Below are 14,067 nucleotides of genomic sequence, written 5' to 3' on the forward strand. Positions count from 1 at the left end.
CAGCGACGCATAGCATAACTATGAGGCAACACCTGTCCAAAACTGTGTTACAGTTCCAGTTCAGCTCCCTACCCTGTTATATATAAGAGGAGCATCATGTGATTAATAAAAAAAGGATACCTGATGAGCGCATTACAACAGCTACGCACTATGACCACGATTGTTGCTGATACTGGTGACCTTGCCGCTATTGCCCGTTTAAAACCTATCGATGCAACCACCAACCCAAGCCTTATTACCAAGGCTCTGATTCATCCTGACAACCAAGGTATGCTGTCAGAGACCATGAGTCGTCACAATGGTGACGTGGATGCCGTGATCGATGCGCTGACCATTCAGGTTGGCTGCGATATCTTAGAGCTGATCGAAGGCCGAGTCTCTACTGAAGTGGACGCTCGCTTATCTTATGATACTCAAGCGACGATAGATAAGGCACTGGCCTTTATTGATGCTTATCAAAAAGCAGGCGTCGATTCAGAGCGAGTATTGATCAAAATGGCGGCAACTTGGCAAGGTATCGAGGCGGCGCGCTATCTTGAGACTCAAAATATCCACTGTAACCTGACCCTACTGTTTGGACAACATCAAGCGATTGCCTGTGCAGATGCTGGCGTGACCCTGATATCACCTTTCGTTGGCCGTATTCTAGATTGGCAAAAACGCCAGCAAAGCCGTCAAAACGTACCGGCTTCTGATGACATGGGCGTACAGTCAGTCAAGCTCATTTATCAATATTACAAACAGCACGGTTACGAGACGCAAGTAATGGGCGCTAGTTTCCGCTCTACCGAGCAAATTTTGGCATTGGCAGGTTGTGACTTGTTGACGATAGCTCCCAACCTCATTGATGAATTGGCAGCCATGGATACCGAGGTAACTCGCCAACTGTCTCCGAGTATGTCGATGGATATGAAGGCGATGACTCAAGTAAGCTTAACACATGAAGAATTTAGTGCTGCGTATCAGCAAGACAAGGTTACGCAGGACTTGTTACCTAAGGGAATTGACGGTTTTATCGGGGCGCGTGACGAGCTGGCAAAGACATTGGCAGCCATTCGCGGACAATAACAGCCACACGACAGAGCACGACGGATACTGGGCTGGCACAAAAGATATTTGCCTACTAATAGTAAGTTGGCTATCATTACCTACTTCAAATGACAAGAAGCAAGGCTTATATGAAACGGCTATCAATATTATTGGCAGGCAGTGCTTTAGCGATCAGCGCCCAGGCAGTCAACTGGGTAGAGGTGTCCGAGAGCAGCTCTGGATCAATTTTTAGTATAGATTTGGATTCTATTGAAAGCTCTGACATCAGTATCATAGATGAAAAAGACGTCGAAAATATCACAGTATCTATCCTTAGAACCTATCCTAAAGACACAGACACCAAGTCGGATGACCAGAAGGAAGAAAAAAGCAATATTGACCATAGTGAGCAACAACTACTCATTTCATGTAAAGACGCCAGTTACTATAGACGAGCCTTCGTTAACTACGATGCTGAAGGCAAAGCAACCAAATCATGGCAGTCAGAAAAACCAATATTGACCACAAAAGACTTTAAAGTTACCACACCAAAGACAGTCGGTCGTACGGTGATAGAGCAGTCTTGTAAGGACTACGAACAAGACGAAGAGCAATAAACACAGCCTACTTAACACAATACTAAAAAACATTAATACAGCATCAAAAAAAGCGCCCTGACATAGTATCAGGGCGCTTTTTTATTTGGAGAATCGTTTAACTATATCGACAATACGACGTGCCTAGTAGTCAAAGAAGCCGTCATTCATTTTAAGCTTTTAGTACCGTATAAACAGGTACTGGGAACTCGCCATGCAAGTCGACCAAGTCCAGTAACACTAGCGCACCGACCACAGTATGGTCAGCTGATTGACACAGCTCGTAGGCAGTGGTCAACGTACCACCAGTCGCTAAGATATCATCAACCAATAGTACGCGCTCAGGCGGTAGATTGTTTTGCATCTCAAGCGTGTCTTTACCATACTCCAGTGCATAGGCTTTGTTGGCAACCGGTGGCGGCAGCTTACCTGGCTTACGCAGCAAGATCATGCCTTTGCCCAGACGGCCTGCCAGCATACTAGCAAATACAAAGCCACGCGCTTCTACTGCACCCAGACAATCTATCTCGTCCATAAGCCCTTCTGGTAATGCAGCAAGCAGCGCATCGATAACAGCGTCAATATGACTGCGCAGTAACGGGGTAATGTCATAAAAATCAATGCCAGCTTTTGGAAAGTCTGGTACTGTGCGAATAATCTGCCAAAACGGATGGTCAGTATTGAGCACATGAGACGTCTCATTGTTGGTGGCGGATGTGGCGGCGGCATTGGTACTCATGATGACCCTTAGCTTATGTATTTAGATGGTTTAGTTAGTTTAGATAAGACAACAACTGGATGATATATCAGCGATAAATGCTAAGCATTACTGTGAATTTAGCGGCGATTATTATAGCATAATTGGTTTTCGTATGGCGGGCTGGCGTCCAGTCTTGTTATTAAGCACTAATAAGGTCACATATGTGATTGACTTGATAAAAGAAAAGTCATCTCAATATACAAGTGTAAACTTAACTATGAAAATTGCGGTTATATGCTAAACTACGTGCGTTTTTGCAGTCTAATATAATAGCTGTAATATTAAAAATGAGCGTTTATAGCACGCTGTAACTGTAATACTGGTAATGATCGATAGGACTATTTATGAAACGTTATGAATGTATTGTCTGCGGCTGGATATATGATGAGGCGCTTGGCTGCCCAGAAGAAGGTATCGCACCTGGCACTAAGTGGGAAGACATCCCTGATGACTGGACTTGCCCTGAGTGCGGTGTCGGTAAGCTTGATTTTGAGATGCTTGAGCTGTAGTAGATGACCCTCTAATTAGGACACTTCATGACAAAATCAAATGACATCAATAGTGCCAAATTGCCTGAAACGCTAGATAACAATCTAGAAGATCATCTGAATAACTACCCTACTCCTGAGTGGCGCAAGTTTGGGGAGCATCAATGGCGCGACTCTGACTTGAGTAAGCACCTTCGTCAAGCAATGATTGACATCGGTGATGGTATTGAGTTGTGTGTCGAAGCTGGCGGTAACCCCAACAATCCGCCGCTGCTGATGATCATGGGGCTAGGCTCACAAATGATATTTTGGCCAGACAATTTTATTAAGCGCTTTATCGATGCTGGTTTTTTTGTGATTCGTTTTGATAATCGTGATATCGGCTTGTCTTCTAAAGTGCAGATAGAAGGTTTGCCGCGTATTAGCCAGCTTAAAATGATGGTACGCCTACAAACAGGGCTGTCTAACAAAAGCACACAGGTTGCTTATAACTTGACAGACATGGCTGAAGACACCGCACGTCTAATTAAAGCACTCAAGCTTGGCAAGACACATCTGCTTGGGGCTTCGATGGGCGGTATGATTGCACAAATTGTGGCGGCACGTTATCCAAGCTTAGTGCAGCGAATGGCGCTTATGTTTACCACGACCAATCGTGCGTTTTTGAAGCCGCCAAAGCCCAAACAGCTATATACCCTTATCAATCGTCCAGAGAGCCACTCTGAGCGTGATATCGTGCGTCATAGTGTTTGGTTTATGAAGACCGTTGGTACACCAGGTCATGTGAATGTGCGTATGGTCCGTGAAATCGCTAAGATTCGCTATCAGCGCAACTTCCACCCGCTTGGTACAGTACAGCAGCTCAATGCTATCTTGGCATCAGGCTCTATCAGCCGATTTAGTAAGCAAGTCAAAGCACCAACGATTGTATTACATGGTAGCGCTGATGGACTCCTGCCTGCCTCACAGGGCCGAGTGGTTGCCAAGACCATTCCTAATGCTACGTTCCATCTCATCGAAGGCATGGCACACGATATTCCAGAGTATTATCAGCCTTATATGGTTGACTTAATCAGTAATCATTTATCGAGCAACTAGCTTTAAAAACATCAATGTCAAGCGACACCAGCCCCTTCCTTATCTATACACATTTTATTCCCATTCTTTAGGTTACCAATCCACGCCTTACCACCTGTAAATACAAAGGATGGTTTGCCCTGATAGCTATCGTTAGCGTTCACACCACTATTAGCAAAGCGAAAAGGAATCACCAGCTCACCGCCTAAATTGACAAAGCCCCACTCTTCACCGATACGCACGCCAGCATATTCCTCAGAAAACGGACGCACTTCATCAAATGAGTACGTAATCATCGTGACATTATTGTCATCGACGAAACCCCATTTACCATCTTGCTGACGCGATTGAAGTGTCGTAAAACGCGCCGGTGCAGACTGTAATGCTGTGCTAGATTTTTCGTTAGAAGAAGTAGGTTTATTCACTGCCTGAGTGTTATTCTGGGCATTCGGATCACTCGCCGCATTGCCGTTTTTATCCACCCAACTGGTTGCACGACCTTTACGCACACGCGCTACTCCATTACGATAATTATCGATATCATCAATCGCTGCAGAAAATGAGACAACGGTACTATTGGCTGTGTTAATCACACCATAGTTACCCTCTTTTTTTACCACGATACGCCCATCCGATACAGGCCGCGCCCAACCTTGACTCTCTGTCAATATATCGTACATGGCAGGCACGACTTCGCGGCCCTGCATATTGAGATAACCGACGCGACTGTTACGCAGTACAGGCAACAGTCCACCTGACAGTTTATCGGCATCGACTTTTTGATAACGCGATAAATCAACGACTCGTTTGCCTTTTTTATCGATTAACGCCACTGGCGCACCAAAATCTTTGATCGCCAAAAAGTAACTGCTACTAGCCGTGCAGGAGACGTTTTTGTAATAACTTTTTGGGCTTTTACAGCTGGCGGCATGTGCGCTAGGCATCAAAAACAATGCGCTAGATAGCATCGTCACGACGACACTGTATTGCGATATTTTTGGTAGCAAGCCAGACAATGTATGTGGCTGTTTTTTTGATAGCAATCGTTGAAGCATAAATAAACCTAGACAAATAATATAGATTGTTTGGTATAACAAATCAGACGTTAAGTACATTATATCGTCAATCTACTATACATGTGTTGCAGCAATAATGGCGCTTAAAGTGCTACACACATATTATCCCTACAAACCATCTCTACAAAAATATCACTTGTATACATCATGCGCTTTTATACTCCTACGAATCGTCACCCTGATACAAATATTTTGATATAAATACTATTACCCAACTGTCATAAGACTCTTGTGAAAAACGTAGCTATATCAAATACTTTGATTATTTATTTGCGTCTAACGTGCCCAATAATCCTCCGCATAGCGAGAGTATCTGTATTCACCGTAATAAATTGTGGTTTTGCCATTTCATTTTGCACTGAAAACCACGACAATATGGCTTTGTGTCAACATAAGTTCTGACATGATGCAATGATAATAAGAGTGCTGTTATTCAAATACTGTTATAAGGACAAATTATGGCTATTGCTTCAACGCGATCTGCACCTATTGGCTTAGTCATTGGTTGTATCATTTTTGGGTTGGGCAGCTTAATTGTCGCTCACGTCGATATTGGTGGTTGGGCCATGTCGTTTTGGCGATTGGCTGTTTCTGGTATTGTATTTGCGGTATTGGCTAAGATAATGGGCCAACGAACGCCCAAATCAAGACGGGCCGTTTTTTATGCGCTACTATCGGGAGCATTTCTAGGATTAGATTTGGCGCTGTGGCATGAGAGTATTTATGCGGTTGGGCCTGGTATTTCGACGCTGCTTAATAGTCTGCAAATATTTTTCTTGGCTGCGATTGGGTTTTTGTATTTTAATGAGCGTCAGTCTATCGTGCAGCTTATTAGTTTGTTTTTAGCCATGATAGGCGTGGCGATGATAGGTAGTCCTGAATTTGCACACAATACCGCTGCGACTTGGGGCTTTGTCACTGGGATTGTATCTGGTGCCATGCTAGCGGCTTCGATGACCTTTATCCGCAAAACGCATGACACTGAACCGACGCCTATATTTATGCTAATGCAGCTGATCAGTATCGGCGGCGTCTTAGCCATGATTATACCGATGTTTGTATTTGACACAGATAATATCCTACCCAATACATGGTCTGAGATTGGCTGGGTGCTTATCTATGGTACGGTGATGCAGTGCTTAGCATGGGGATTGATTGCCTACTCTATTCCTAAACTATCTCTAGCACTGACTGGACTGCTATTATTGACTGAACCTATTGCAGCCCTTGTCATTGACTATAGCTGGCTGGACAAGCCGATTAACACTTTACAGTGGAGTGGTGCACTATTAACGATGTTTGCTATTTACTTAGGCTCATTGAAGCCAAAGCCACGCGCCCTTCGCCGCTATCGATTTTTTTCAAGATTTTATAAGCGAGATTATAAATAGTTCCGATACTGTTGTTCTATACTATAGTCTAATCCAAATAAAACCGATACAACCCTATTAACAATTGCATTTAATGAAATAAACGATGACTTATTCAATAGACTATCGCAAACAGGTACTTTCTAGCATCACTGATGGTATGACCATACGAGAAGCTGCGCTATTTTATGGACTTAGCACCAGCACCATTCACAGCTGGCAGAAGAAATTAGCGCCTAAAACAACCAGAAATAAAGCACCGACTAAAATACCTGATGACGCATTGATTGAAGACGTAAAAAGATACCCAGATGATTATAACTATGAAAGAGCTCGTCGCTTGAACTGTAGTAAAACGGGCATCTTTAATGCTTTAAAGCGTCTTGGTATCAGTCAAAAAAAAGACCTTGGAACATCCAAAAGCGTGTCCGATAAAAAGAGCGATATTCCAGAGTAGGCTTGATCGCTTTACGCAGCAAGGCTATCCCATTGTCTATATGGATGAAAGCGGCTTTGAGGCTGAAACCATTCGTTCTCATGGCTATGCACCGATTGGTAAACCCTGTATCGATAGCTACAACTGGCAAGCTTCGAGACGTACGAATGTCATCGGAGCTCTCTATGAAAAAATGCTATTTGCGCTTGATTACTTTGAACACAATATTAACAGCAGCATATTCTACCACTGGTGCAAATACACGCTAATCCCAAGTCTTAAAACTAAATGCGTGATTGTCATGGATAATGCTCGATTTCATAAGAGTAAGCGTATTCAAAAGCTACTTAATAGACATGGTCATCGTATTTTATGGCTGCCGCCGTACAGCCCTGATCTAAACCCTATCGAGAAAAAATGGGCACAGGCTAAGTTTCTACGCCAAGGATGGATGGAGAATAATCTACCTAAACTGTTTCGTGATATGGGCTGTATCGATTTTATAAAGACTTAACTATACTGTTGCTCAACACTGCCATAAAAAAGCGCCCATGCTATCGGTAGCATGGGCGCTTTTTGTTAGATGAGATATGCTTTGACTATCTTTATTTGATAAGCTCAAACTTCAATCTCATCAGTATTACTTATTTCGCTTCAGAGCTTTGGTTAAACAAAGCATTCAACACGATAGCGGCTAAAGTAGCAGTACCGATACCGCCTAAATCAAAGCCGCCTAAGTGCAAGCTAAAGTTACCGGTACCCATAATGACCGTCACTGCTGCGATGATCAAGTTGCTGTTTTTACTAAAATCAATATGGCTATCGATCCATATTTTTATCCCAGCAACCGTGATAAGACCAAAGACAACAATAGAAGCACCGCCCAACAGAGCTGCTGGTATGGTCTGAATGATCGCACCAAACTTTGGTGACAGTCCCAATATGATAGCAACCAATCCTGCTACGACAAATATCGTCGTGCTATACACTTTGGTAACCGCCATGACACCGATGTTTTCAGCGTAAGTAGTGACACCTGTACCACCAAATCCTGCCGAAAAAGTCGTGGCCAAACCGTCCGCCAAAAATGCTCGGCCCATATAAGGCGTCACACGAGCCTTGGTCATGCCCTCTACTGCCTTAAAGTGCCCTAGGTTTTCAGCCACCAAAATAAAAGCCACAGGTGCAATTAGGATAATAGCGCTCATCTCAAAGCGCGGCGTATGAATGCTTGGTAGTCCAAACCATGAAGCGGCAGCTACTGTACTAAAATCAATCGCTGTACCAAAGCCTAGAATATTGGTCATGACAAAATAAGCAACGTACGACAGAACCAGACCGACGAGTAGCAACAGACGACGCAACATACCGCGAGTAAATACTGCAACACCACTAATGAGCAGTACGGTCAAGGTAGCCATCCAAGCATCAAACTGATTGGCAGACACGCCTTGAATGGTCACTGGCGCCAAGTTAAGACCGATAATCATGACAATCGCACCCGTCACGATAGGCGGCATCAAACGCTCAATCCAACCTGTACCTGTCTTCATCACTAGCAGACCAATCAATGCATAAATAATACCGCAGGCCATAATACCGCCTAGCGCAACATTTAGATTGTCATTGAACCCTGCGCCTGCATAAGCGGTCACCGCGATGACGGGACCAATGAAAGCAAAGCTTGATCCCAAGTAGCTCGGCATACGCCCACCGGTAATCATAAAGAACATTACTGTACAGATACCGGACATCAAGATAGCTAAGTTAGGATCAAACCCCATCAATAAAGGTGCAAGCACAGTTGCACCAAACATGGCAAACGTATGCTGTATACCGAGCAATACGCTTTTTGACGGAGGTAAATAGTCGTTGATACCGACTGGATCACGATCCAAGTCACCCTTATAAGGACGCCATGTCGGAAACCAACGGCCATTTTCAAAATCTGGATTGTGCGGATAATTGATAGCGGCTGAATCAATGCCTGCAGACTCCAAGGCATTTTGAGTCGATAGATCTTGAGCGCTATTGTCTGACGCTGATGAAGGGTCTTTTTGAGATGGCATGCGCGCTTGTCCTATGTGAGCTAAGCTAAAGTAATAGGCTAGAATAACTGATAAAATAAGTATATTAATAAATGGATATATTTCTAAGGGCTTGTATAAATAGCAAAACGTTAAGTCTTTCTATCTATAATATGTCATCCTAATTCATTCATTTATGTTGTAATATGACAAACCAAAAGTATTATTTGGTATGATAGCCATATCTTGCTAGATGTATGAATACGGATATGTCTGACTGAAAAATTTAGTCTTTTTTAATCCGTCTTATTTTACGATGATAACCAACTTACAGGATGTTACATAGTTGTTGACTGCGAGCATGATAACGGAGTTTCAAAATAAATAAAAGTTATTATTCGATTGCCCTCAGTGCTCATTTACCTTATAACCTTCATAAATAGTGTCTCGCGCCCACCTATCAATGGTGACTAGGAGCGACGGCTGTCTATTATATTTTTCACAAAAGCGCCCAATGCCATAGATAAAATAGGCTAAAGCGCTTAAAATTTTTGGTGACTTATTATGATCAGTGTTTTTGATTTATTTAAAATCGGCATCGGCCCATCCAGTTCGCATACAGTCGGACCGATGGTCGCTGCAAACTTATTTTTGACCTCGCTAACTGAGCAGATGGAACTGACTGCGGTTAAGACCATTGAGATTGAACTGTATGGCTCTTTGGCAGCGACCGGAAAAGGCCATGCAACAGATACCGCTATCTTGTTAGGACTGCTTGGACATACGCCTAGCACGATAGACACACGCATGACCAGCAGCTACCTATCTCCTATCTTCTCTGACAAGATTCTCAATGTATCAGGCACGCATACGATTGCTTTTGATACAGAGCAAGACATCTACTGGTATGACGATACTGTGCTGCCTTATCATCCTAATGCATTGACGCTACGTGCTATCTCAACTGAAGGCATTCGCTATCAGCAGACTTACTATTCAGTCGGTGGCGGTTTTGTCATCAATGAAGAAGATGCAACTAACCCAGACGAAGATCATGCCAGCCCGACCATCAATAGAGTTCCCTACCCGTTCAATAACGCAGCAGAGCTACTAGAGCAATGTCGTGAGCATGACTTGAGCATCAGCGAATTGGTACTAGCAAACGAATGTCACTTCCATGCCAAAGAAGAAGTATTTGCTTATCTAGATAGCATTTGGGAAGTCATGCAAGACTGCGTCAAACAAGGCTGTGAAAATGGCGGTATCCTACCGGGTGGATTAGATGTAAAACGCCGTGCCCAAGATTTGCACACGCAGCTGTGCGCTGAAAAAGACCAACCGATAACCAAGACTGATAAGTTAGCCGCTATGGACTGGGTCGATTTGTACGCGCTCGCCGTTAACGAAGAAAACGCAAATGGCGGCAAAGTAGTCACTGCTCCAACCAATGGCGCAGCAGGTATCATTCCTGCCGTACTGCATTACTATCGTGACTTTTTGCCCAACTACAGCCAAGATGGCGTTCGTAAATTTTTGCTAAACGCCACTGCTATCGGTAGCCTTATCAAACAAAATGCTTCAATCTCTGGTGCTGAAGTCGGTTGCCAAGGTGAGGTTGGTTCTGCGTGTGCAATGGCAGGCTCTGCACTGGCAGAAATCATGAATGGCACGCCAGCTAAATGCCTAAATGCAGCAGAGATTGGCATTGAGCACAATCTAGGTCTTACTTGTGATCCTATTGGCGGACTGGTACAAGTGCCTTGTATCGAGCGTAATGCGATGGGCGCAGTCAAGGCAATCAATGCAGCACGCTTAGCCTGTAGAGGCAATGGTCAGCACTTCGTCTCTTTAGATAAAGCGATAGAGACGATGAAGCAAACAGGAGCTGATATGTCTGATAAGTATAAAGAAACAGCACGAGGCGGTCTGGCGATTTATGCTGACAATAGAATCCCTACGGCAACGCGCGGTGTCAGTGTTAATTATAGTCAGTGCTAGGTTAACTTCTCGAGAAATAATTTACTGACAATAGAAACAACAAAAAGGCCTCTAACGAATTAGAGGCCTTTTTTGTCATGTATAACTGCTTTATCGTCTATATATTGCTATCAATATTATTCAGCAGTTTTTGATACCACTTCGTTTAGAATCCATACTGGCTGCACTACGTTTGAGCCTTCTGCTGTTACTGCTTCTTGGCGTACATCTAGGACATAACGATAGTTCGGCTCATAGGTAAAGCCCTGAATATTACCGTTTAGCGTTGTGTAGTTTTTCTGATAGGTTTGGCGATACTGCAAGCACTGTGATTCAACCATGCTGCCATCAGTAGCAGTTAAGTCACATACTGCTTTACGCGGTGCAATTTCCACTTCAAAACTTGGAATATTAACTACTTTTACATTCATAGGTTGTCCTTCAACAACCATCGTGCGCTCATCATCCATACTCATCGTAGAGCAACCAGAAAGGGCAAAAGTCGTCATCAATGCTGCAAGTGCTAATTTCTTCATTATTCAATCCTCAGATAATTGTTATTGATTCTTTATTGATAGCTTAGTTACTGGCTTATTTATTGATTTAGCTAATAATTCATTGCTACTTAGATAAACTTATTGTTTTGAACACCTTATCTTGCTTTGCTACAAGCTAATAAGGTTGTTTGCTTCTTACTGAAACCATTATAGGTCGCTATTCGTCTTACCCTCTATAACTGCTTTGTAAAGTAACGTCAGCTTTTGCAACTGATGTTAATGAAGCGTATTGAATAGCAGAGTTATTTGCTACTGAGCAGAAGTTTGACATTAAAAAGCCAGAACAAATATTGTTCTGGCTTTGATGCAACTACGCAAATTCTGTTTTATGGAGAAGTACTAGCTACGATAATCAGCGTTTATTTTGACGTAATCGTATGACAAATCGCAGGTATATACGGTATCGCTAGCATCGCCACGTGCAAGGTCGATATGAATGGTAATCTCAGGTCGGCTCATGACTGTTTTGCCCGCCTCTTCTGTATAGTCAGGTGCAACACCGCCATTTTGACAAATCATTACCTCGTCTAGATACACATCAACTTGCTCTGTATCTAAATTTTCGATACCAGCATAGCCCACTGCTGCTAATATGCGTCCCCAGTTAGCATCACTGGCAAAGAATGCCGTTTTTACTAAGGGTGAATGTGCGACTGCATAAGCCACATCGCAGCATTCTTGCGTGGTCTGACCGCCAGTCACCTTGACCGTCATGAATTTAGTAGCGCCTTCGCCATCACGCACAATCAATTGTGCCAGACGGACAAACACATCAGCCAATGCATCAAATACAGGCTGATAATGTGGATGCTCTGTGCTATCAATCACCTCTGAGCTAGCAGCACCTGTTGCGATTAACACACAACAGTCATTGGTTGAGGTATCGCCATCGACAGTAATTCGGTTGAAAGACTGCTCATTGATAGCGCTTAGCATTTCTTGCAGTAAGTCAGCGGTGATATTGGCATCTGTCGCCACATAGCCTAGCATGGTCGCCATATTTGGGCGTATCATTCCTGAGCCTTTAGACATACCAGTGACATGATAGCTAGTACCTGCTACATCAATTTTTTGGCTGGCCAATTTAGGAATAGTATCTGTCGTGCGAATGCCATTAGCAGCGGCTAGCCAGCTATCAGACGCTAGATTAGCCAATGCATTATCCAAACCTGCGATGACGGCATCACTATTTAACGGCTCACCAATCACGCCAGTAGAGAATGGCAATATCGTATTGGTATCTACACCGGCCTTGTCAGCCAATGCTGTACAGATATCAATAGCGCGGCGCTTGCCATCAGCGCCCGTACCTGCATTTGCGTTACCCGTATTGGTGACTAAATAGCGCGGACTAACCTTAGCAAAGTGCTCACGCAATACTCGCACTGGCGCGGCACAAAAGGTGTTTTTAGTGGTTACAACCGCAGTAGTGGCCTTGTCAGATATTTCGATAACTACTAGATCGTCGCGGTCCTTATAACGGACACCTGCCGCTGTGGCACTGAGTTTGATACCATCGATAGGATAGATAACGTCAGGTACTGATACATTTCCAACAGCCATAATAAAATCCTTATTTCTCAATTTTTATCGTTATTTGTGTAATACGAAGTGATAAATACTATAGTCAGTTTAAGCTTATTCAAATACAAGAAGCACTAGCTTCAGCTCTATAACTAATAAACTGAGCAAGCTGATTATCGTACCTAGTTTACATAAGATTGACTATATATAGGCATCACGGTATATAAGTATTACTGTTTCTTTAGGTCAAATGCTGACCAAATCGGTGCATGGTCAGATGGTTTTTCCATAGCACGTAGCTCATAACTGATACCAGCATCGATACATTTATCGATTAGATCCGAGGTGCATAGAATATGATCAATACGTAACCCGCGCTTAGGTTCATCATTGAAGCCGCGACTGCGATAATCAAACCAGCTGTATAACTCAGTGCTTTCTGGATAATGCAGACGGTAAGTATCTGTTAACTCACGTGACATCAATGCTGAGTACCATTCGCGCTCTTCCGGCAGAAATGAGGTTTTTCTGTTTTTCAACCAACGCTTAGCATTAACTTCACCAATACCAATATCGATATCTTCTGGTGCAATATTCATATCACCCATGACGATAATCGAACGACCTTCCGCTTTTAGCGTATCAATATAAGCCATCAAATTGGCATAATAAGCGCGCTTCATTGGAAATTTGGTCGGGTGATCTTGGCTCTCTCCTTGCGGAAAATACCCGTTAAGTACATCTACTTCACGACCTTCAAACTCATAACGTGCATGGATAAAGCGCTTTTGGGCTTCTTCATCTTCGCCAGGAAAGCCTTTTTGTACAAATACAGGTGCAGCTTTGGATAACAGTGCAACGCCATAATGCCCTTTTTGTCCAAAGTACTCTACGTGGTAGCCTAGACTTTCGATATCGCTAAGCGGAAATTGATCATCATGAACCTTGGTTTCTTGTAGGCCCATGACATCAGGATCGATTACCTCGCGCACCGCCTCGAGCTGATGCTGACGTGCACGGATACCATTGATGTTAAAACTGACAAAACGGGTCATAAACTGTCCTATACTGATTGGTTAGAATATAGCGCTCTATAAATGAGGGAAATATAAACGGCTATGATAACAAATGTAAGCGTTTCTAGCGGTTG

At 43.4% G+C, this 14,067-nt stretch carries 14 protein-coding genes; 8 read left to right on the forward strand and 6 right to left on the reverse strand.

Annotated elements, in window-relative coordinates; translation table 11 throughout:
* Positions 1-123 precede the first annotated feature (123 nt).
* Together JMX63_RS07325 and JMX63_RS07330 are read left to right on the forward strand one after the other, a co-directional pair.
* On the forward strand, positions 124-1,068 hold the full coding sequence (locus tag JMX63_RS07325) for a transaldolase (RefSeq protein ID WP_201571798.1): 945 nt from the start codon (positions 124-126) through the stop codon (positions 1,066-1,068).
* A gap of 110 nt (positions 1,069-1,178) precedes the next feature.
* Positions 1,179-1,646 carry a hypothetical protein gene (locus tag JMX63_RS07330; RefSeq protein ID WP_201571799.1) on the forward strand — a complete coding sequence of 156 codons (468 nt, stop codon included), beginning with the start codon at positions 1,179-1,181 and terminating at the stop codon, positions 1,644-1,646.
* 151 nt (positions 1,647-1,797) lie between these two features.
* On the opposite strand, the gene JMX63_RS07335 is transcribed toward JMX63_RS07330, so the two are convergent.
* Positions 1,798-2,364, reverse strand: a complete 567-nt coding sequence (locus tag JMX63_RS07335) for an adenine phosphoribosyltransferase (RefSeq protein WP_201571801.1) — start codon at positions 2,362-2,364, stop codon at positions 1,798-1,800.
* A 365-nt stretch (positions 2,365-2,729) separates the two neighbouring features.
* On the opposite strand from JMX63_RS07335, the gene JMX63_RS07340 reads away from it, so the two are divergent.
* The gene (locus tag JMX63_RS07340; protein WP_057759803.1) at positions 2,730-2,894 is read left to right on the forward strand and encodes a rubredoxin; all 165 of its coding nucleotides are present in this window, start codon (positions 2,730-2,732) and stop codon (positions 2,892-2,894) included.
* A gap of 27 nt (positions 2,895-2,921) precedes the next feature.
* Complete coding sequence (locus JMX63_RS07345; RefSeq protein WP_057759800.1) at positions 2,922-3,971, forward strand: alpha/beta fold hydrolase; 1,050 nt, start codon at positions 2,922-2,924, stop codon at positions 3,969-3,971.
* A 17-nt stretch (positions 3,972-3,988) separates the two neighbouring features.
* Here JMX63_RS07345 and JMX63_RS07350 read toward each other — a convergent pair whose 3' ends face one another.
* Positions 3,989-5,005 carry a WG repeat-containing protein gene (locus JMX63_RS07350; RefSeq protein WP_201571803.1) on the reverse strand — a complete coding sequence of 339 codons (1,017 nt, stop codon included), beginning with the start codon at positions 5,003-5,005 and terminating at the stop codon, positions 3,989-3,991.
* A 479-nt stretch (positions 5,006-5,484) separates the two neighbouring features.
* Between JMX63_RS07350 and JMX63_RS07355 the strand changes: the two genes are divergently transcribed.
* From JMX63_RS07355 to JMX63_RS07360, 3 genes are all read left to right on the forward strand, one after another.
* Positions 5,485-6,417, forward strand: a complete 933-nt coding sequence (locus tag JMX63_RS07355) for a DMT family transporter (protein ID WP_201571805.1) — start codon at positions 5,485-5,487, stop codon at positions 6,415-6,417.
* A gap of 85 nt (positions 6,418-6,502) precedes the next feature.
* The gene (locus JMX63_RS14495) at positions 6,503-6,853 is read left to right on the forward strand and encodes an IS630 transposase-related protein (protein WP_101204408.1); all 351 of its coding nucleotides are present in this window, start codon (positions 6,503-6,505) and stop codon (positions 6,851-6,853) included.
* Entirely contained in the window at positions 6,804-7,346 is a 543-nt protein-coding gene (locus JMX63_RS07360) for an IS630 family transposase (RefSeq protein WP_265089095.1), read from the forward strand. Before JMX63_RS14495 ends, JMX63_RS07360 begins: the two co-directional genes overlap by 50 nt.
* A 130-nt stretch (positions 7,347-7,476) precedes the next feature.
* Here JMX63_RS07360 and JMX63_RS07365 read toward each other — a convergent pair whose 3' ends face one another.
* Positions 7,477-8,901 carry a solute carrier family 23 protein gene (locus tag JMX63_RS07365; RefSeq protein WP_102092484.1) on the reverse strand — a complete coding sequence of 475 codons (1,425 nt, stop codon included), beginning with the start codon at positions 8,899-8,901 and terminating at the stop codon, positions 7,477-7,479.
* A gap of 519 nt (positions 8,902-9,420) precedes the next feature.
* Between JMX63_RS07365 and JMX63_RS07370 the strand changes: the two genes are divergently transcribed.
* Positions 9,421-10,857 (forward strand): L-serine ammonia-lyase, encoded by a 1,437-nt coding sequence (locus JMX63_RS07370; RefSeq protein WP_227673284.1) that lies wholly within the window; start codon positions 9,421-9,423, stop codon positions 10,855-10,857.
* Between the two features lie 116 nt (positions 10,858-10,973).
* Here the strand turns inward: JMX63_RS07370 and JMX63_RS07375 are convergent, their stop codons facing one another.
* The 3 genes from JMX63_RS07375 to xthA all read right to left on the reverse strand — a co-directional run bounded on the left by JMX63_RS07375 (position 10,974) and on the right by xthA (position 13,972).
* Positions 10,974-11,372 (reverse strand): DUF4377 domain-containing protein, encoded by a 399-nt coding sequence (locus JMX63_RS07375; RefSeq protein WP_101204449.1) that lies wholly within the window; start codon positions 11,370-11,372, stop codon positions 10,974-10,976.
* Positions 11,373-11,732: 360 nt separating this feature from the next.
* Positions 11,733-12,956 (reverse strand): bifunctional glutamate N-acetyltransferase/amino-acid acetyltransferase ArgJ, encoded by a 1,224-nt coding sequence (argJ, locus tag JMX63_RS07380; protein ID WP_201571809.1) that lies wholly within the window; start codon positions 12,954-12,956, stop codon positions 11,733-11,735.
* A 191-nt stretch (positions 12,957-13,147) separates the two neighbouring features.
* Positions 13,148-13,972, reverse strand: coding sequence for an exodeoxyribonuclease III (gene xthA, locus JMX63_RS07385; RefSeq protein ID WP_201571811.1), 825 nt, complete (start codon positions 13,970-13,972; stop codon positions 13,148-13,150).
* Positions 13,973-14,067 lie beyond the last annotated feature (95 nt).

This window comes from Psychrobacter nivimaris (assembly GCF_904846365.1).
Taxonomy (GTDB): Bacteria; Pseudomonadota; Gammaproteobacteria; order Pseudomonadales; family Moraxellaceae; genus Psychrobacter; species Psychrobacter nivimaris_B.